Here is a 20,894-nt window from a genome sequence, read left to right as displayed (position 1 = left end):
AAATTATATATTTCATTAAAATAAAACTATTATAATATGGTTCCATTCAGCCATCCGTTTATAGCAATAAGGTCCATCAATACATGTAATTCTGTACCTATTAAAGCAGAAATAAAAATAATTTTTAATGAAGAGCTCTGTTTATAAGTAAACAGTTTCATTAATCTAGGTATTGTTTTAAGACCTAGATTAATTAGTAAAGTCAACACTAAAGCGCAAGCTAGTCCACCTATGAAACTCTCATCTACCGCTCCTCCTGGTATAAGCGGTACCTTTCCAATGAACATGCTTATAGCATCTGGAATCGCCATACCGAAAAATAAAGTTGTGATATTTAAATGTTTTTTATATACTAATCCTACAGTTGCGGTAACTACTGTATGTCCTATAACGCCAGCCATATGAATCCTCCGTAATATTTATATTATTTTTCAGTTAATTTTCACCTTTTTTAGGCTTATTATTTTATAATTGATAACGCTTCTAAAAACTGTGAATTATCTTTTCTACTCTCAATAATTCTTTGAAATTCTTTCTCCACTTGTACTGAGTTTTTATCCTCGGTATCGACAACTCCATGATTATTTCCATAAACTTTGTTAAGTTCAAAAATTCCCATATAGGTTTCTTGTATAGGAATTTGAGTAAACATAGAATTATTGACAATTAAAATACACTGTTCATAATTCGAGTTACGATAATGCCCAAACCAAGTATTACTATCATATTTTACCGGTATTTCTTTGTCAGCAATTACTACTTTTTTTATATTTTTATTTTTTTCACTCGCAAATAACACAGCAGTATCATTTGTTATTTTAGGCATAGACTTTATTGGATCTGAAATCGGTGTAAAATGATCTTCTCCCTCTCGTAATATCCCTTTTTTTATTACGGCTTCACTTGTTTTTTGATCCATAATAAATACTGATTCTCCATTATATTGTGCTGTTTTAACTTTATATAAATCGATAGACTTAATTTTACTTTTATTTTCACTTCGTATATCTTGTAAAGCTTGTTTATCTCCCAACATCAAAATTCCATTTCTTGGTTCTTTAGGCGTGAACGCCAAGTATAAACCAAATAAGATGGCTCCAATCATACATAGGTTAATGATTTTTCTCATTTTTAATCTCCTTAGAATTATTGTTTAAAGGTGGCTTAACTAGTTAAGATAATTGCTGCACATCATCTATACGTATACCGTTTCTTTAATTTGTATTTTCTCTTTATATAGAATAATTGTTTTATGGAATTTCACATATTCATTTACCTTTCATTTGTATTACATTTATGTAAGGTAAAATTATTAGCAAACTACAATTATCGGAATAGCATCCTACTATTTGTATGGTCAATTGATCGCGCCCTACTCTGTTCTGCTATTATGTTTCAAATGCATCAATTACTTCTTATGAAAAGAAACAAGAACTGAGTGAATATAAGGTCATATATATGATTAAAGATTATTTTCTTCTTATTTATCAAACCATACAGAAAAACACCCAAGAACTATCAAAGGTGTTACTTCGCCTGTTCAATCACCTACAACAAAACGGACGAAAATCTCATCGGTATGGGAAGAAAACAGTCTTTGATATATTAGGTGTCGTTTACAATTGTACTAAGTCTAATAATTAAGCGGATTAATTCAAAAAAGGAAACTCGTTAGGATTTATTTCGTATGCAAATCCTTAAAGAACTGACACTGGATCTTTAGAAAAAGAAAAAAATCTCATGTGAAATTAAACTTATATAAGCTTAGCTTGTTGGGTGGCACTACCCCAATTAATAAATATTACTAACCATATTTCTAAGTTAATATCTATCATATTTTTTATAAACAAGATTAATTAGATTTAAAAAAAGATTTCTTTTTCTTTACTCGTAATAAGTCACCTGTCCATCCTTTGACTCGCATATATAAATACATACCCCCTGTTGTAAAAATGATAAATAAGAGAGCGATTAAATAGCTATATTTCCATTCTAGTTCAGGCATATATTTAAAGTTCATACCCCATAATGCTCCTAAAGCTGTCAACGGCGTACTTACAGCAGTTAATACAGTAAGGGCTTTCATAATTTCATTCCCACGATGAGAAGAAACAACTTCTTGTAAATGAATCATCGTGTCTAATTCTTCTTGGTACTCTTTAACAAGTTGTAATCCACGCTCTAATTTTACGTGTGTTTGTTTATAACAAAGGGTGTTTGTTAAGTTTTCTAACCAAGCTTCCTCCAAGCCTTGTAACACTTCTTGTATTAAGCGAAACACATGTGTATTCATAAATAATTCATGACGAATATGATAAATTCTTTCTAAAACTGCTATGTTATTATGATGATAAAAATCCCATAATACATTTCTGAAATTGTTTTCGAAATAGTCAACCTTTCGCAAGTAGTGAGATATAAACATTGATAAGATAGCACATAATCCTTCAGCGGAACTATTACAATTTTTCACACTAAAAGAGGAATTATGTATTAATTTTTGGAAATCCTCTTCCTCTTTTTCCTGGACCGTTATCAGTATTCCATGAGCTACAAAATAATGAAGAAATTTTTGAATTTTGGCGTCCTTTTTATCTTGATCATATAAAAACGAACCATATACACAAGTTTGATTTGGTGATAACGTATAAACATATAATCCATTTTCACAAGGAGAACTTATTTTTTTTACAAATTGAGAGAAATAAGGTGTTACATCACGAGGGATGATAGAAGAAGGTTTTTCAAGTTCACTGGTTTTCACATGATACCAATCCCATTTCGGCATTTTTATGCATTCCATATTATTCTTCCTTTCTGAATAGTTTTATGTTTCATTGAATAGTATCCGTAATATGAAATTTATATGTAGGTATTCATGTCTTGGAGGAAAAGTTTTTAGATCCTCTACATTACAAACTAAATGGCATAGGAGGTCTTCTTCTGTTACAAGGAAGACCCCCTATATATTAGTTATTTGTATTCTCAATTTTAAACAGTTCCTCTATACAAGCACTTTTTATCTTTTCTTATTTATATGTGGCACGTCTATTCAACGAACTCCATTTCGGTCGTTATTATAATTTAGATTCATATACAGATTGATTGGTGATGTCATCAAATACTTGACTTCCAATCATATAGTACCCATGAAGTGCAGCCTCTTTCGAAGCGTCTACCATACGGAAAGAAGAAATTTCACCTTGCATTTTTTCAATTCGTTTTTTGTGGAGATCTACTATTCCTCCTGTCCAAATAATAGTGTCATACTGGTCTAACTTAAATTGTTCTTGTAATACACACATAACGTCTTGGAAGTGTGTATCCAACTCTTTTTGAATCAAAGTATCAACCTGACTTGCCTGAGGATTTTCTTCTCGACCTCCATATCCTTTTTCTAATATGTTTGGCATGTCGTTAATATGCAATTGATTACTTTCACCCGCATGATTCTGCACGATATTCTTAATATTTTTCAAAGGCTTGCTACATCCTAGTTCCGTCTCATAATGATTTAAAATGACATTCTGTTTCATATCTGTCATTTCTAATGTACGAAATCCACCATCAATAATTAAGATACGATCTCGTTCCTCAATGATTCCCTCTTTTAAGAAATAAGCATGTAAAGCGACCGGTTGCTGAAGAATCAAAGCATTTTCCACCGTAATATGAATAAATTTGCCATCAATTTGTACGGAAGTTTCTTTTTTTAGCGCACGTTGTAATTGCTCATGCTGACTACCAAAATAAGTGACAGGAAGCCCGGTAACAACTAAAGGTAACACGACATTTTCTTTATAATCCTTTGCAATGCAACCAAATATTTGTTGTTTAAACTGTTCGCTTTCATAATAATGTTCTATTTCTTCTTCAAATGGAGGAAGAAATGAAGCGTCAGATTGATGCGCTTCATTTCCCATGTAGTATGCAAAGTCTAAGTCTATAAAACTTACCTTTGTTAAATCTTCACTTTCATCATGATTAGGTACAGGGGCTAGTGTGGAAGCTTCACTCTTAACCGTCACCTCAGAATCTTCATCCTGTCGATATGCTCGCTTAGTAAAGCCGATTCCTACATCAATTGCATACAAAGATTTCATACTTTTTTCCTCACTTTCTATTTTTAGAATTAAATCTAAGCACTCTCTTCTTTCCCTTCTTTCACATATTTCTTTTCATTTTTCGTTTTTTCCCCGTCTATTTCCTTACTATTTTTATTTTTTTCGTAATCCTTTTCATCTTTTTTCTTTTTATTATTTTCGTTTTCTGTTAAATCTTTAATGGTAGAAATAACAACTGGTGTGGCTGTAAGCAGTTGTGGTAATGTTTGTTTTGCAACATTAGCTGCAGTTACAGAGAATTGTTTACTTGTCTCAGTTACCTTCTCTAATGTTTCCTTTATGTTTCCTTCTTGTAGTTTGTCTTTTACGTTTTTTCCTGTTGTTTGTATAGCTTTCCGATTTTCTTTTTTTAATAGGGAGACTATCACTCCGGTCGTAATCCCAATCACAGCATATTTAAATATTGTATGTTTCATTTTTCTCACCCTTCTCTACTTTTAATTTCTTCCATGCTACAACCTAAAATAATTACCTTACCTATTGCAATCTATTAGAGAGAATGATAGTTTTGCGGCTGCCTATCACTCGCCGTTAGTGTTCCATCTGTTACTAGGAGTAAAATTCTCCCTTGATCTAGTTTTTCTTCATATAAGTTAGCTTCCTCCTTCGACAACCCCATTTCTTCCATTTGATTTCTGAGCTCGTCCCCTTTTTTAGAGAAAAAGTTGATAATACTTGTGCCCAATCCTTGTTCTTTTACTCCAATCGTATTTGTGTTTGTATCATCCGCAATCTTTTTTGTTATATGTTTTTCATGTGTTAAGACGTAAATGTCATCTTGGTGAATCCCTTGCAATTCTAGCTCTTTTACTTTCATAACTACTTCCTGTTCATTTTCATATTCATGAACCACCGGTTTTCTTTCATTCTTATGCATTGTATTTTTCCTCCTTTAGATTTTTTATTTAGTTGTTATGTGATATGTAATACACCTATTTTAAAGATGTTAAACCTAAATTTTCAAAAAATTTTATGTAATAGGTTATTAATGTTTTTGAATATCCAAGCACTGTCATGAGAACTTTGCTTTGATAACAGTGTTACAAATAACAATTTACTTAGAAGACAAGCCTCTTTTTTATCATTGGATTTTCCAATGACATAGAAGCACAGCGCTGCATTACATGTAACTATCCCATAGAATTCTCTATTCCAAAAGAAAGCATCTCGCTAGATGCTTTCTTTAATGGTTCGCACTATAAATTTATTTAGATAATTCTCTTATTACTATAAAATACATTTATTCTAGTTCCTAAATCTCACTTATTTCTTAATTCACTCATACCAATGTAAAACTAAATAACTTACCATCAAAAATAAAGAAAACAGGTTATTTGGCTATTCATTCCTTAAGCTTAATACTCAAGTTAATCTTTTTTCACTCGGTTAAACTTTATTAAGAAAACCTTAAGGAATTTCCCTCTATATTTATAAGAATTTTTTTCTATACTGAATCATGTAAATGAACAAGAGGAGCAATGCTTATGAAGAAATTTATACTTTGCATACTAGGAATAGGCCTACCTATATACATACTACCTTTCATATTACGAGGGGATTTGGATAGATTTAATCCGATTGCTGAAGAAAAAAATGTATACGCCATTGCGAAGGGATATGGTGTTCCAGATTATCATCATAAGGGACGAGCTCTGTACACCCTAAAAGGTGTTGATGAATCAAGGAATGAGAAAAAATATACAGTAGGAACTAGCACCCCTAATGATTTTATAAAAAAAACTTACTTGAAAATTCATGTGAAAGGAAAGTATGTGTATTCTTACGATATTATTTCTGAAAAAGATATTCCAGAAATAATAAAAGGGAAATTGGAGATAAAAGTTAAATAAAAGAGCCTACTCGGATGAGCTGGCTCTTTCTTTATATGGATACGACCTATCATTACTGTTTAACTCTAATTCATTTTTTACGCGTCGCAAGTTCATTTATTTGCAATATAATTAATGTGCGCCACTTAATTTAACTAGGATTTTTGCTTGAGACTGATCATTAATTAATGCCTCAAAGCCTTGTTCAGCGATATTATCTATATCAACTTTACTTGTAATAATTGATTGCACCGGTAATCCTCCATTAGCAAGTAATTCAATGACCTCATTGTAAGTTTCATTACTGTATCCTACAGACCCCATTAATTTTACACCACTAAAAATTAGTGAAGCAGGAGCATTAAACTGGATATCTTGCGTGTGGAAGCTGATAACCATCATTGTGCCACGAACTTTAGTTGATTGAATAGTTTGATTAAATGTTGACTCAACACCTGCAGCTTCAACTGTAACATCTGCTCCATCTGGGAATAATTTACGAATTTCTTCGACGGGATTCACTTCTTTAGCATTAAAGACTTGTGTTGCACCCATTTCAGTTGCTTTATCGAGTCGACTATCCAATAAATCGACAACAATAATATTAGAAGCGCCTGCAGCTTTTGCACCTAATACAGCAAATAACCCAATTGGACCCGCTCCATAGACAACAACAGTATCACCTTCTTTTACATTTGAATCCTTAATTGATTGGAAAGATACAGCTGCTGGTTCAACCATTGCTGCTACTTCTAGTGGTAAATTATCTGAAATTTTAAAAATCGTTTTTTGTGGAAGTGTCACGTATTCAGCAAACCCTCCATCAGTATGTGCACCAACCGCATCTAAAGTGATGAAACGTTCCGTTTCAGCATTCGAAGGATCTTTAAGCATCATTGGATAGATACACACTCTGTCACCTTCTTTAAATTTTGTTACATGAGAACCAACCTCTGCAATTTCACCAGAAAATTCATGTCCAATTATCATATTCTTATTCATCGGTACTGAATCTGGATGCAAATATGCGTGTAAATCAGACCCACAAATACCAGCCCATGCTACTTTAACTTTTACATCATTAGGTTGTAATTCTTTCACTTCTCTTTCCTCAATACGAATATCTCTTTCGCCATACCACACTGCAGCTTTCATAAAAAATCCTCCTTTAAATAATTAAAATATTATATATAAATTTTTTGTTGAATATTGGATTGTAATCCTTTTTTAAAGCATGAAAGCAAGTTTCTTTTCCTCTTTAATCTTCCTCCTAAGTCCTTTCCCCCTTTGCTATGTTCATTAATCTATCATAGGCTTTGGAGGAATTCGATGAGCAAAAAATCACATATGTCTCAAAGTGAGACATATGTGATGAAGTGGTTCATTTATCTATAAATTCTTAGAAATTTGAATTAATTCTTCTTTTGTATATGAATATTCATTGTTTAACCATTTTTTTATAATCTCAAAAAAACCACTACAGTAGAAATCACATAATATCATTGGGTAATCGGAGTTTTTGATTCGTTTGGAAAGTGGATCATTATATTCCATTGAATTTTCATATAAATTTTCTGCACCAAACTGAATCAATTTCTTGTATAACTCAAGGCTATTATTTTTACTCGTAATATTAAAAAACAATGTACGATTAACATCTATGTATTCGATTATTTCCTCAAACAATGTACGTTCTAAATCGGAACCTTGCTTTGTTTGTTCAAAGAGGTTTATTGCGATGGAATTTGACACATCACTAAATAGCTCATATTTATCTTCGTAATGACGGTAAAATGTGCTTCTATGAACCATTGCCTTTTCACATATATGATTAATTGTGATGGATGAAAATGTTTTTTCTTTTAATAATTCCATGAACGCATCTTTTATTATGTTTTGTGTGCGTAAACGTGTAAAATTGCTCAAATTAAATACCCTCCTATATCAAATTCTTAACATTGTTTAAATTTATAGTCATTTTTCCAATATAGTCCCCATCCCCTATATCCGTTAGCAATTCATACACTTTTGATTAAAGGTGAATTTACCTATATATGAATGCAACTACACCTTGAGTTGACCACCGAAATAAAATATTTTCGAGGTTGCATGCCTCTAAGACTTCGTAATATTTTAATTTCTCCACTGATAAGGATTATTTTTTCCCATTAATATTTGCACAACTCAGGGAGCGTTTCGGTTCATTCATACTAATTGAATAGCCTGTTTTATTTCGTAGTAGTCATACGGGATGTTTTATTTCACCATCAAGCTAAAAATAATGTTGTACCCAAATCCCAAAAATGATTCAACTAACTATAGAAAGATACATTATTATTTTAGGATGTACATTTGAAGTAAAGCCCTGATGCACCTGCACCAGGGCTTTACTATTTATTTTATTTGGATCATTTCACTTTTCACCGGAAAAGATTTTAATCCATATACAGAACTACTATTTGAGATAGGGATTGGAAGATTAGTATCAATGAACGAAAATGATTTATATTTTTTAATTAATTCCGTCAAAACAATTCTAGCTTCTAACCTAGCTAGTCGAGCACCTAAGCAAAAGTGGATTCCATGACCAAATGCAAGATGGGGATTGCGCTTACGGTGTATGTTGAAACTATCAGCATCTTTGAAATAATTAGAATCTCGATTAGCTGATCCCACCCAAGCTGAGATGATTTGATCTACTTGTAAAGTTTGGCCATTTAATTGCATCTCTTTTTTTACTCTGCGTACAACTCTTTGAGCCGGTGAACGATAACGTAATACTTCTTCAATTGCTTTTGGAATAAGAGCTGTATCCTGTTGTATTTGTTTATAAACATCTGGATGTTCAATTAAACAATATAATAAGTTGCCGAGCAAGTTGGTTGTTGTTTCATTTCCTGCTACTAATAGTAGTTTACAAAATGATACTATTTCTTTTCCTGAAATTTTTTCGTCTACTTCACTTTGTACTAATAAAGAGATAATATCATTTGAATCTTTATTGGCATTTCCTCGATTGAGTTGTAGGATTTCTTCAAAAAAATTCTCTAATTCATTTTCTGCTTGTAAACGTGTATGAAAAAATTCTTTTAAATAATCCGGATCATCATGACTGGGTGAACTTACGATAATATCAGACCAATTCTTGAATCTGTCCATATCATTAGTAGAAACACCTAACATCTCCGCAATTACTATAACCGGTAAAGGATAAAACAACTCATGGACAATATCAAAATTTTCACGATTAGATAATTGAGTAAGGATATGTTCTGTGATTTCTTGGATTCTAGGCTCCCATACCTCTAATGCTTTAGGAGTGAAAGAACGATTTACGATAGAGCGAATTTGCGTATGCTTTGGTTGATCCATTCCAAGGATACTTTGGGGAAATGGAGGCTTCTTCTTTTCGGGCATAATATTAGAAAAATACTCTTTATCCTCTAAAACTCTTTTTACATCGTCGTACAAAAAAACATTCCACATGTCAACCTGAGGATTAAAACAAATAGGTTCTTCCTCTCGCATTTCTTTATACCATGCAAATGGATCATATGGATCTTCCAAGGCCTTTTTTCCTATCAGCTTATTTGTAGGAATCATAATAATTGATTCATAAGGTGTTTTCATATATACAATCTCCCCTCAAAAAATCATTTGTATTACACCGAATAATATTCACCGAATACCATTCGGTGTATTGAAGATTATATAACAACAAAACATATTTTCAAACTACTTTTTCATTTTTAAGATATCAGTTAATATATAATTAAGGAGGAATAAACCTTGTGTAAAAAAAATCTGACCAAAAGAAAACAACAAGCTCTACTAACACAAAGCAATATATCTCATGTGTTTTTGAATTTAACGAAAGAAAAAAAAATTGAGAATATAACAATTGAAGATATTTGTAAAAAAGCAAATGTCTCAGTAGGAACTTTTTATCATTATTTCTCTTCCAAAGAGGATATTTACAAAAAAATATTTCAGCAAATTGACGAAAACCTACATGTTGAATTAGGAAATATTGATCAACATACAACAGTGCAAACGACTATTTTAAATTTCTTCCAATGCATAGCTGAATATACAACTAAATTAGAGTTACATATAAATCTTCTTAATGATTTAAACAAAAGATCATTTATATATGAGCCTTCATTAATTTACAAAGCTCTAAATAATTTTGTTTATAAAGGACAACTCGAAAAGGAATTAACAAATGATATGAGTGTAGAAGAAATAACAACGTATCTTTTTACATTCGCTAGAGGGCTTATATTAGATTGGTGTATTTTAGAGGGAGCATACTCTTTAGAGCAGAGAATGGATACTTATATGAAATTAGCACTGAAGTCTTTAAAACCATAAATTTCATTCAAACTCTATGCTCTCTTGCCCTATGTTTTATATTTAAGTCTGGTTTATTTTTTCAAGGCGCTAAAGCAGCTGAACTAAAAGAAAAAGCAGCAACTTTCTTTCTACTACAGGAAAGAAGGCTGATGCTTTTTCTTTTTTATATTACAACATATAAAGTGAAACTTTAATCAGCGGGGGTTTTCTTCATCCCCCACTGATTATTAGTTGAACCAATCGGACTTTTATGGGCAGTTGATCCCCCACCTAAATTCTTTGCTTTCACTGTATTTTGAGGTGGGGGTCTTACTGCCCATTAAAGTGGGATAAATCGTACATCAATCCATTTTAAGCCCCTTACTCCCCTCATTAGTTAGTTAATAAATACGCACTAAAATACGTGTATAAAGACAAGAGTCATGAATAAATTTGATTACTAATTTTGCTACATACCGCTAGAAATTTATTAAGAAATGAGCCAATTTGAGAGTTTTGTCTCATTTTGAAACACATACACATTTTTGATTATCGTTTTCCTCTAGTGCCTATGATAAATTGCTAAACATAGCTAGCTAAAAAATAATATTTCACCTTTCAGACAAAACATTATAAAAAGGAGTTTTTAAAATGAAGAATCGAGTACATCCAAAGTTATTACCAGCGTTAGAAATGATTCCAGATTTTGATTTACATCCAGAGAACTTGCCAGCAATGAGAGAACAAGCCGCACTAATCTTACCAGATATTATTGGTGATGAATCACTTTCGATAACAGAGGAAATCATTGAGGGGCCTGATGCGAATCCATTGCGCTTAAAAATTTATCGTCCAAAATCAAATGATCAATCCTTACCTGCCCTGTTATGGATACATGGTGGCGGTTATATCTTAGGGTCTGCAGATGAGAATGATATCCTTTGTGTGAGATTTGCAAAAGAAGCAAACTGTATGGTCATTAATGTAGATTACCGTTTAGCTCCTGAACATCCTTATCCAGCTCCAATTGAAGATTGTTATGCAGCACTAAAATGGATGGCTGATAACGCAGAAGCTTTAAGCATTGATTCAAATCGAATTGGAGTTGCCGGAGCGAGCGCTGGTGGCGGACTTACAGCAGCATTAACATTATTAGCTCGTGATCGACAATATCCTTCTATTTGTTTCCAAATGCCGCTTTATCCAATGATTGATGATCGTAATAATACGCCTTCTGCGAATGAAATTAAAGAAGGATTTACTTGGAATCAAAAGACAAATGAAGCTGGATGGAAAATGTATTTAGGAGAATTACATGGAACGGATCATATTCCTGCTTATGCAGCCGCTGCTAGAGCAGAAGATTATCGTAATTTACCACGCACCTATACATGCGTTGGTCAATTAGACGCATTCCGTAGTGAAACATTAACCTATGTAACGAAACTTACAGAAGCTGGTGTTGATGTTGAATTCCATTTATACCCTGGAGCTTATCATGGGTTTGAAATGTTACCTTCAGATGCCGATATAACTATTCACGCTTGGAATGATTATGTACGAGCAGTTAAGACTGGTTTGGCAAAAAAATAACTAAAGTAGTGACAAAAGCTTTCAAAATAAAGGAGGATTTATAATGAAGAATAGAGTTCATCCAGAATTAAGAGAAATGTTTTGTTTATTACCAGAGATAGATAATAGCCCGGAAAATTTCCAACAGTATAGAAAATGGATTAAAGAATCTTTTACTGCAACAATTCTATCATCGAATGATGAAGTTACCGTATCTAATCGATTTATACCTGGACCTGAAGGAGCGCCTGAAGTTAGAGTTCGCATTTATGAGCCAACTAAAAAAACAAAAGCTTTACCTGGGGTCCTTTGGATACACGGTGGTGGATACCAAGTGGGATCACCCGAAATGGATGACAAACTTTGTGAAAAGTTCGTATTGGAAGCTAATTGTATAGTGGTTTCAGTTGACTATCGATTACCACCGGAAAATCCATTCCCTGCACCACTTGAAGACTGCTATACAGCTTTACAGTGGGTTTCTGATCATGCAGAAGATATCGGGATTGATTCTTCTCGAATTGCAATTGCCGGCATGAGTGCAGGCGGTGGACTTACAGCAGCCCTTGCTCTTTTAGCAAGAGATAGAAAGGGACCTTCAATCATATTCCAAATGCCGCTATGCCCAATGATTGATGACCGTAATATTACACCTTCTACTTTTGAGATAACGGATCCAAAAGTATGGAACAGAGAAGCTAATATTATTGGATGGAAAATGTATTTAGGTTCAGCTTACGGTGAAGAGGTCTCTCCACACGCTGCACCAGCTCGTGCAACTGATCTTACAGGACTTCCCCCAACGTATACGATGGTGGGTGAAATAGACCCATTCCGCGACGAAACAATTGAATACGCGAATAGATTAATGCAAGCTGGAGTACCAACGGAATTTCATGTTTATCCTGGTGGCTACCACGGATTCGAATTAATAGTGCCTCATGCTGAAATTAGCCAAAGGGCTGAGAAAGAATATATCGGTGCATTAAAACGAGCATTACAAAAAACAGAAGTTTAAATGGCAGCTTAATGAAAAATTGATTTTTTCTACTAGCTATTTATATATTTTCCAACCAGACTCAAAAAAGACTCTTATATAGTAAGAGTCTTTTTTGATCGATTTATTAAGTTTGTTATCTTTGTTTTAATAACCATTCTTCAATTACTTTCACTGTTTCATCTCGTTGTGCTTTTGGCGTAATTAAGCTCGCATTATCACCTTTTTGCTCACCATACATGCCAAAATGAGCATGGTTTCCACCTTTTATCATGTGCATAGTTGTATTCTTTGACATCAACTTTTTATTGTTCTCTATTTTTTCTACAGTTGCTAAAGCATCTACTTCCCCATAAATTGATAACATTGGAATCGATTTCGTAGAGAAGTCATCTGCAGGGTACGAGCCTAAGAAAATGATTCCATCTACCTTTTCTTCATTCTGAAAGGCATACTTAGAAATCATAGCTCCGCCCATTGAATGCCCTGCAACATACCATTTTTGAACTTCAGGATACTGTTCCATTACACTGTCTACTGCATTGATTCCAAATATCGCTAAATTTAATGGCAACTTAGGCATTACTACAAAGTGTCCATCTCTTGCAAGAGCTTCTCCTAAGTAACTATAAGCCTCAGCTTCTACTTTAGCTCCTTGATAAAAAATAACCCCTACTTTAGCATCTTTCTCTCCAAAAACGATATGATTTTCATCTTTTTTATCACCTACTAACGACAACGCCTCTTTCGTCGGTTTATAAGTAAACTGGGACCAAACAAAAAAACTAATACTTCCTATAAGTAAAATACCTAGTAAAGAGTACAGCGTAATTTTTATCCATTTCTTCACAAAGGTGACCTCCCTAAGATGTATATATTCTATATTTTAGATTATCATTAATCAACATAAAAACTCGAGCATTTTTATTATGCTCAAGTTTTCATTTACGTCTTTAATTTATACTATAAATTGTCCAAGATAAATATGTAGCAAATGTAGCCCATAAAAAATATGGAATTAGCAACCATGTCGATACTTTAGATAAATTTGAAGAAACTACTATGAGAAGTAACGTAGTAATAGCGACAAGTAAACAATCTACTGTTGCTAAAAATAAATTTTTTTGACTAAATTGAAAATAGCTGAACGCTTGATTGCAAATATAATTTAAAAGGAATACGAACCAAAATGTTTTTGGCTTACCTCCATATTTGTTGTAAATAATTGTAACCGACAATGCAATAAGTCCATATAGTACAGCCCAAACTATTCCGATTATCATACCAGAAGGTGTCCAAGACGGCTTTTCTAGTGCATCGTACCACATACGATCAATAGGAAATAAAATACTAGAAACATAAAACAAACCATATGTTAGTAAAAATACTAGAATACTAGATTTTTTCATAAACATTCTCCTTTTTCAATAGAAGGTTTTAGAAACTCTATATGATTATTCAGTCCCTTTAATGGGTAACATTCTAATATTTAAATTTCAAATACATATTGTTTAATCTATTTTATGCGAACTCTTTCATACTTTTATATGCACAAAGCGCTCTCTCTCGTGCTGCCTTATGGTCAACAACTGGCAAAGGATATGTATGACCAAGCTTAATATTGGCCTTTTGTAAAATATGCTCAGGTGCTTCCCAAGGTTTATGTATATACTTATTCGGTATATCTCTTAATTCTGGTACCCATTTTCTTATATACTCTCCATTTTTATCAAACTTTTCTCCTTGTGTGATAGGATTAAAAATACGAAAGTACGGTGATGCATCTGCTCCACTCCCAGCAACCCATTGCCATCCCATTGTATTATTTGCAATATCAGCATCTAGTAGTGTATCCATAAACCATTTTGCACCTTCTTGCCACGGAATTAACAAATGCTTTACAAGAAAAGAGGCTACAGCCATTCTTGCCCGATTATGCATAAAACCGGTTTGCCATAGTTCTCGCATTCCCGCATCAATAAACGGATAACCAGTTTCACCCTTCTGCCATACTCTTAATAACTCCTCTTCATTATTCCACGGAAAATGTTCAAAGTTTTTATTAAGCGGTTTATATACTGTAAATGGGTAATGATATAGTAAATAATAAGAAAACTCTCGCCAAATCAATTGACGGATAAAACTATTCACTTGTTTTTCAAAAAGACTACATTGTCTTTCGGTACTTTTATTGATTAAGTAATGATACATCCATCTCACTGATATTTGACCAAATGAAAGATAAGGTGCCAACATCGAATGAGCATTTTCATTTGGAAAATCTCTTCCTTCACTATAAGAGACTAATTTGCTAGAGAAAAATTTCTTGAATGTTTTGTATGCCCCTTCTTCTGTAGGCTCCCATATTGATTCCATATGAGATGTCCACCGTATAGTCGGAAGCAAATGTAATTCTGAAACAGATAAACTTGCTGGTAAAGAACTTCCCCATTTTATACTCTGCACTTTACTAATAGGTTTAGATATTACCTGCTTTTGAAATGCATTATAAAAAGGCGTAAAAACCTTATATTCAGTGTTATCTTTCTTTTTAATAATCCACGGTTCTAATAATAAATGCGAATTAAATTCCTTACAGGTAATACCTTTGTCTTCTAACATCATTTTCATTTTTTGATTAAATTGTAATCTTTCCGGATCATAACAAATATTCCAATATACAGCCGTTATACCTAACTGTTTTATGAGAGAAAGTATTTCTTCCAGTATATTTCCTTTGCGGATTATTAAAGTAGATCCCAATGCCTCAAGTTGCCTCTTTACATCTATTATAGTATGGTGTAGCCACCACTTTGACGCACTTCCTATTGAAAAAGTTTCATCATGTACATATACCGGAACAACCTCACCGGACTGAGCAGCTTCAAATAGAGCCAGGTTATCATATAAACGAAAATCTTTTTGAAACATCACAATAATTTTATTTTGCATGGCTACCTCTTCTGATTCTTAAAACATAATAAAATTTATTATACAACAGCAATTCATACATAAGAATTTATTTGTCTTTAATAAATTAATTAACTGTTTCAACTATTTTATCAGCAGAAACTTTAACAATCGTTTCTTTTCCACCTGTTTTATCAATTATGAAGCCATGAACTTTAACATTAGAAGGCACTAATGGATGATGACGAATCATATCTATACTCTTCTCAATATTTTCACTAACATTTTCTTTTCCACTTAGCCATTCCTCAAGGCTACCATTTGAAAATTCAGGCATACAATTTTCAAAGAGATAGTCTAGTTCCTTGTTATTTTTTATGGAATCACGTTGAATTTGTAGATTAACTACATTAGGTTCTTTATCCTCTATTCCGACAACAAAAATCTCTTCCACATTTTCTTGATAAATAGCGATAATAATAGACCTCATTATATCTCCAAAAGGATGTACAATTACAGAATCGCAGCTGTGTATAGTCAACATATTTTCTTGTTGAATGTTAGTTACTTGTTGGATAATAGGCTCTATTCCTTGTTCAATGTCTGTTAACAATAAAACCTTTTTATGCTTTGCATTCATATATAGCACTCCTTCTTCATGATTGTATTTATGAAACTTTTAAGCTAGTAACAATGATTCATTACATGATTTTCACCAGTTTTTCCAGCGTCCCTCTGGATCAATACTTGCAAGTCTGACCCATCCATTTTGAACTTTTTCTCGAAATGTGAAATCCTTATTTAGCAAGCGTTCTATATATTCAATAGGCGCTTGAATTACAATGAGTAAACGAAGTGGTGAGTGATACGTCTCACTATCTGACTGCATAACGGATTGCCAAGGTAAGCCTGATAACAAATCACTTGCATTTCCCTGCATAACACCGAGACCTGCCGTAACGGTTTGTGTTGTTTTGTTTCCACTACCATAATAATGAGGAGCTACAGTTGAAGCGTAATATTGTAGATTGATCCACTGCGCTACTGTTCCTGGTCCCGCTATGATGCTAGCTAATATATCGCCATTTTCATCCTGTTTCCAATCATAATTATGAAGGAAAGCCCTACCTTCTAAGTCACAATCCTGAGTCAATTCACGCTGCCCGATAATAAAAGATGCATTACGAGCTAATCCCCATTCCGGACGTATTTCACTCCAATCTTCTGCAAATCGATGTGCCTCTTTACTCGGATTTTTTATTTTCGTTTTAAAATTAGGTAATTGTGTTAAACGCTCTCTGTTTGCATGTTGGCTCACATTTGGCATAACCGACTCAATACGATCAAATGCTTCTTGCGCAGCTTCCGAAAGTTTTGGGACGTAAATCCATTCCAATTCGTCCACTGTTGTTTTATGTTCAGCTGCTGCAAAAATGGTGTCCTCAGGAATGTTAATACCTTCAGCAGACAACGCCTCTCTCACTTCTGGAAGATTACATAAAGTAGCGAAAACTCTTGCATTAAATCCTCCTGCTGCTCCGCCACACGCACCACACTCAAGCGCTGCAGCATAAGGATTGTTCGTACTTTGACTACTGTGGCCGCACATTACAACTAAAGGAGCGAAACCTTCTGTTAATCCCACCATTTTTAAAGCTTGACGCACATAGTTCACTTTTTCTTCTTTCGTAAAACCGATCGGTATCTCACAGTTTGTATCATGAACATGATTAAGCGAGAAAGTTGTATCAGGCTTTTGCAACATATTTTTACGAAGGTTACGAATGAAGCCACCTACTCTTCTTGGCACAAAACTCCTTGTCACCATTTGTAAACCAAGTAAAGGACCACTTACTTCAGGTAGCAACATACTTGTCAGTACGTTCTGTTTCATCGTTTTAAATGTATAACGTACCGAACTGCCTACCATCTTACGTTGTTCATAAGATTTACATTCATTTTCATCTGTGAGCTCTTTTATTTGATGTTTCGGTTTTAATATAACTGGCAAAGAAGGATGGCTGTCATTACTACCTAGTTCAGTAGTCGCAATTGGTAACCCAAAGAAACCAGCTATTCCAAACGTTTCGAACGGACCTAATTTTTCAAGGTGGCGACGAAACGGTTCTGAACGTACATCAATACAAAATGCTAATTGAGCTACTACACGCTTTTTATCATGAGTTGCACGTTGTTTAGAAGCAATCTTCTCCCTTAATTGCTCTGCATGCGTCTGTTCCCAAGCTTCTAGCCAAAGTTTCTTGCGAGTATTTTCATCAAATCGATAAGCGAATGCTAATAATTCGCTTTGTTCAGTGGCAGACATTTGTAACCATTCCCGTGTTGAAATATCCCCCCAATAGATCCAAGAAGCTATAAGTGGGACAACCTCAACTTTTTTCTCAACCTTTTGATTTTTTATAGGTAAATAAGGTTTTACAATGGCTAGCTCCATAGAAATTCGAACTGCTAAATATTCAATCATAAGTTCCTGTTCCTGAATTGATTGTTGGGAACGCCATCGTATCATTCCTGCCCATCCAGGCAAAGCAAGCAAGTGTCCTTCAAGGTAAGCTTGCTTGTTAGATTCAGAAATTCCTAGTTCAGATAATGCTTTTGTTAAAGCTCCCTGGGCATCTTGTGGCCAATCTTTTAAAACTTTACGCTCATTTTTACTGAGCGCTGGATCAAATGTAATAAGGTGGTGCCATGCACGATACAAGCCTTTCTCTCGGTTTGGCATCGTCCAGCTTGCCCCGGAGTCATCCAAATATAATTTACACCATTTAATGATGTGATAATTAAGAATATCAGATAGGTTTTCACCCTTTTGATTCTCTATAAGTGAACTGATTAATTGCAAAGAAGAGTCTTTCATACTCCCTGTATTTATATAACTTATTTCTTCTGCTAATTTATTTAATTCTGGCGATGATAATAAACTAGAAGGTAATCTTTCTAACTTTAAAGCTTCTTGGCAAAAACGCTCCGCCTTCGCTCGCAGGATATGAAAAGATTGTGAATCAAGCCAACGAGACAAGCCACTTTGTAAAAATGATTCCTCAATCTCCCCTTTTGCCTTTGCCGAATGAATCATAGAAGCACTCGGATATATATCCACATTACGAATTTCTTTTAAGCAATCTGCAACTTGTTCAAATGATTGTTTTTCAAGCCCCATCCAAGGGTGATGAGCTGCAAATGTAGCGATCGGCCAAAGTGGTGCAATCACTCGGCTAGCAGATTCAACTAAATCATTTATATTATTTTCTTGTAGATCAATATTTTTATGTTTCTTTTTTAAAGTCTCTTTCCTTAATATTGACGGTATGCTCATCACGAATTACCTCCCTTTGATACATCATGTTTCAGATAGTTTGGATGACTTTCTACTGACTTTCGTCTCGCCTCACCTACCCGAACTGACCAAAGATAAAGTACAGCGGATAAAGTAGAAGATTGATTACGAGTAACGAAAGTACAAATAACACTACTAAATAGTAAGATACATATAACAAAGATAACGGCTGAAGCTGAAGGTTGAACATTTTGATACATGTCAGTATGCAACCATTTATAAAGAGAATTATGAACGGCAAAGTAAATGAGAGAAAATCCAGCTAAAATAAATACGCCAACAATTCGTCCCATTCTTCCCTCTCCAAAAACAACAAGCTGTTTCCATGAAAAGTATAATGACCATCCTAAAATGAACGCACTAACGAATTGATATCCTTCTCCAGAAGTCATAAACCAAAAAGCAATCGCTATAAATAATCCGAAAACGCGCCCAACCATAGTCCATAAATTAGACACCTTTTCATTAGATTGCTTCACTACCCCAAAACGTTGTACGGAAGAACCAGCTTGTAAAAACAGAGTGGCTTTAAATAAACCGTGTAAAATTAAATGAATAACAGCTGCTAAATAAGCGCCTAATGCACATTGAATCAGCATAAACCCCATTTGTGCAATAGTTGATCCCACTAGCTGACGTTTATAATCAACTTGGACTAAACTAATTCCTGTACCTATTAAGACAGAAATACTAGAGAAAATGAGTAAAATGATTTGTGCAATATCATCATAAAAAAGAGGTGAAAATCTAGTTAACATGATACCGCCAGCATTTACTAAACCCGCATGCATAATAGCAGAAACAGGAGTTGGAGCAACAGCTGATTCAATTAACCATCTTTGAAAAGGCCATTGTGCTGCTGGAATCATCACAGCTACTATAATCAATAAGTTAATTCCTGTTTTCTCCAATGTTCCAAATTGAGCTACATTTTCATTCGTTAAAACTGATGTTAACTGCCACTGTCCAGTTATTTGAAACAACCAAATGATAGCTGCTAGTAAGGCAATCCAACTTATTGTAAATAAATAGCCTGAGATTTTTGTTGCTTCACTAACTACCTTCCACCCTTTATTTAGCCCGATGAGTAGAACCAATCCTATAAGAGTTGCTCCCCAACACATAATCATGAAGCGAAGATCATCACTTAACCATGCAACTGAAGATACACCTGTTGTAAATGTAAAAAGTGCAAAGTATTTTCGGTATGAGCGATCTCCCATTAAGTAACGTACAGAAAATCGCTGAATGATTAAACCAATTGTAAGAACGAAGAAAGCCATGAACCAAGCTAAATTATCTAGATGCCAAGGCCCCACAACTCTATCTCCATTGTGATTAACAAGTGCAAGTAAAGAAACCAATGAAGGCAAAGCAGCGATACCAATATGGATATGAACAAAACGTAAAGGCATCCTTGCATGTAAAAACAATAATCCACTTAGCCAAGAAGCACTAAGCGCGATAAAAAATAATGTTAACAGTGTTGATGAACTTAGCGAAATTAACATGTAAAATACTCCCTTCCAAACGAAAATAACCTATAAAAATTCCTTTTCATTACGATAGTTTTTTTAATTTCAATTTTTATTCACTCTTTTTCGTACATCGTTTTTCCATAAAAAAAACCGACAACTTCCATAATTCAATGATTTTATATCATCATTGAATTATGGAGATTGTCGGTTTCACTTCAACTAACTTCAATAAAGTTTTTTGAAGAGCTCCCATTTTATAGAGGATAATAATGTATGTATTACTCCTATGAA

General features: G+C 33.8%; 19 protein-coding genes and 1 pseudogene. 5 read left to right on the top strand and 15 right to left on the bottom strand.

Annotated elements, in window-relative coordinates; all coding sequences use genetic code 11:
- Positions 1-29 precede the first annotated feature (29 nt).
- Together MR070_RS11310 and MR070_RS11305 are read right to left on the bottom strand one after the other, a co-directional pair.
- Positions 30-401 (bottom strand): hypothetical protein, encoded by a 372-nt coding sequence (locus MR070_RS11310; RefSeq protein ID WP_044793046.1) that lies wholly within the window; start codon positions 399-401, stop codon positions 30-32.
- A gap of 59 nt (positions 402-460) precedes the next feature.
- The gene (locus MR070_RS11305; RefSeq protein WP_044793047.1) at positions 461-1,129 is read right to left on the bottom strand and encodes a lipoprotein BA_5634 family protein; all 669 of its coding nucleotides are present in this window, start codon (positions 1,127-1,129) and stop codon (positions 461-463) included.
- Positions 1,130-1,346: 217 nt separating this feature from the next.
- On the opposite strand from MR070_RS11305, the pseudogene MR070_RS11300 reads away from it, so the two are divergent.
- Positions 1,347-1,644, top strand: a pseudogene (locus MR070_RS11300) (IS4 family transposase); the annotation flags it as partial.
- A 208-nt stretch (positions 1,645-1,852) separates the two neighbouring features.
- Here the strand turns inward: MR070_RS11300 and MR070_RS11295 are convergent.
- The 4 genes from MR070_RS11295 to MR070_RS11280 form a co-directional block, all read right to left on the bottom strand.
- Positions 1,853-2,803 (bottom strand): magnesium transporter CorA family protein, encoded by a 951-nt coding sequence (locus MR070_RS11295; protein WP_000388886.1) that lies wholly within the window; start codon positions 2,801-2,803, stop codon positions 1,853-1,855.
- A 274-nt stretch (positions 2,804-3,077) separates the two neighbouring features.
- Complete coding sequence (locus tag MR070_RS11290; RefSeq protein ID WP_242261288.1) at positions 3,078-4,103, bottom strand: ParM/StbA family protein; 1,026 nt, start codon at positions 4,101-4,103, stop codon at positions 3,078-3,080.
- A 35-nt stretch (positions 4,104-4,138) separates the two neighbouring features.
- Positions 4,139-4,540 carry a peptidase U61 gene (locus MR070_RS11285; protein ID WP_242261287.1) on the bottom strand — a complete coding sequence of 134 codons (402 nt, stop codon included), beginning with the start codon at positions 4,538-4,540 and terminating at the stop codon, positions 4,139-4,141.
- Positions 4,541-4,614: 74 nt separating this feature from the next.
- Complete coding sequence (locus tag MR070_RS11280; protein ID WP_000549425.1) at positions 4,615-5,001, bottom strand: YflT domain-containing protein; 387 nt, start codon at positions 4,999-5,001, stop codon at positions 4,615-4,617.
- 607 nt (positions 5,002-5,608) lie between these two features.
- On the opposite strand from MR070_RS11280, the gene MR070_RS11275 reads away from it, so the two are divergent.
- The gene (locus tag MR070_RS11275) at positions 5,609-5,974 is read left to right on the top strand and encodes a YxeA family protein (RefSeq protein ID WP_242261286.1); all 366 of its coding nucleotides are present in this window, start codon (positions 5,609-5,611) and stop codon (positions 5,972-5,974) included.
- Between the two features lie 111 nt (positions 5,975-6,085).
- Here MR070_RS11275 and MR070_RS11270 read toward each other — a convergent pair whose 3' ends face one another.
- The 3 genes from MR070_RS11270 to MR070_RS11260 form a co-directional block, all read right to left on the bottom strand.
- On the bottom strand, positions 6,086-7,108 hold the full coding sequence (locus MR070_RS11270; RefSeq protein ID WP_242261285.1) for a 2,3-butanediol dehydrogenase: 1,023 nt from the start codon (positions 7,106-7,108) through the stop codon (positions 6,086-6,088).
- A gap of 234 nt (positions 7,109-7,342) precedes the next feature.
- The gene (locus tag MR070_RS11265) at positions 7,343-7,879 is read right to left on the bottom strand and encodes a TetR/AcrR family transcriptional regulator (protein ID WP_000064557.1); all 537 of its coding nucleotides are present in this window, start codon (positions 7,877-7,879) and stop codon (positions 7,343-7,345) included.
- Positions 7,880-8,347: 468 nt separating this feature from the next.
- Entirely contained in the window at positions 8,348-9,583 is a 1,236-nt protein-coding gene (locus tag MR070_RS11260) for a cytochrome P450 (protein ID WP_242261284.1), read from the bottom strand.
- Between the two features lie 159 nt (positions 9,584-9,742).
- Between MR070_RS11260 and MR070_RS11255 the strand changes: the two genes are divergently transcribed.
- The 3 genes from MR070_RS11255 (at position 9,743) to MR070_RS11245 (ending at position 12,878) form a co-directional block, all read left to right on the top strand.
- Entirely contained in the window at positions 9,743-10,327 is a 585-nt protein-coding gene (locus MR070_RS11255) for a TetR/AcrR family transcriptional regulator (protein WP_000335149.1), read from the top strand.
- A gap of 612 nt (positions 10,328-10,939) precedes the next feature.
- Entirely contained in the window at positions 10,940-11,881 is a 942-nt protein-coding gene (locus tag MR070_RS11250) for an alpha/beta hydrolase (RefSeq protein WP_000797640.1), read from the top strand.
- A gap of 43 nt (positions 11,882-11,924) precedes the next feature.
- Positions 11,925-12,878 (top strand): alpha/beta hydrolase, encoded by a 954-nt coding sequence (locus tag MR070_RS11245; protein WP_000797631.1) that lies wholly within the window; start codon positions 11,925-11,927, stop codon positions 12,876-12,878.
- Between the two features lie 115 nt (positions 12,879-12,993).
- Here the strand turns inward: MR070_RS11245 and MR070_RS11240 are convergent, their stop codons facing one another.
- From MR070_RS11240 to MR070_RS11215, 6 genes are all read right to left on the bottom strand, one after another.
- Positions 12,994-13,707, bottom strand: a complete 714-nt coding sequence (locus tag MR070_RS11240) for an alpha/beta hydrolase (RefSeq protein ID WP_242261283.1) — start codon at positions 13,705-13,707, stop codon at positions 12,994-12,996.
- 103 nt (positions 13,708-13,810) lie between these two features.
- Positions 13,811-14,266 carry a TspO/MBR family protein gene (locus tag MR070_RS11235; protein WP_242261282.1) on the bottom strand — a complete coding sequence of 152 codons (456 nt, stop codon included), beginning with the start codon at positions 14,264-14,266 and terminating at the stop codon, positions 13,811-13,813.
- 112 nt (positions 14,267-14,378) lie between these two features.
- Positions 14,379-15,809, bottom strand: coding sequence for a cryptochrome/photolyase family protein (locus MR070_RS11230; protein WP_242261281.1), 1,431 nt, complete (start codon positions 15,807-15,809; stop codon positions 14,379-14,381).
- Positions 15,810-15,894: 85 nt separating this feature from the next.
- Positions 15,895-16,407: a carbonic anhydrase gene (locus tag MR070_RS11225; RefSeq protein ID WP_242261280.1), complete on the bottom strand. Its 513-nt coding sequence runs from the start codon at positions 16,405-16,407 to the stop codon at positions 15,895-15,897.
- Positions 16,408-16,479: 72 nt separating this feature from the next.
- A complete protein-coding gene (locus tag MR070_RS11220; protein ID WP_242261408.1) occupies positions 16,480-19,104 on the bottom strand; it encodes a DUF2309 domain-containing protein in 2,625 nt (874 codons plus the stop codon).
- Positions 19,104-20,636 carry an NADH dehydrogenase subunit 5 gene (locus MR070_RS11215; protein WP_242261279.1) on the bottom strand — a complete coding sequence of 511 codons (1,533 nt, stop codon included), beginning with the start codon at positions 20,634-20,636 and terminating at the stop codon, positions 19,104-19,106. Before MR070_RS11215 ends, MR070_RS11220 begins: the two co-directional genes overlap by 1 nt.
- Positions 20,637-20,894: the final 258 nt, after the last annotated feature.

Origin of the sequence: Bacillus cereus group sp. BfR-BA-01453 (genome assembly GCF_022662915.1) — a bacterium.
Taxonomy (GTDB): Bacteria; Bacillota; Bacilli; order Bacillales; family Bacillaceae_G; genus Bacillus_A; species Bacillus_A paranthracis.
This window is presented reverse-complemented; position numbering and strand designations above follow the sequence as displayed.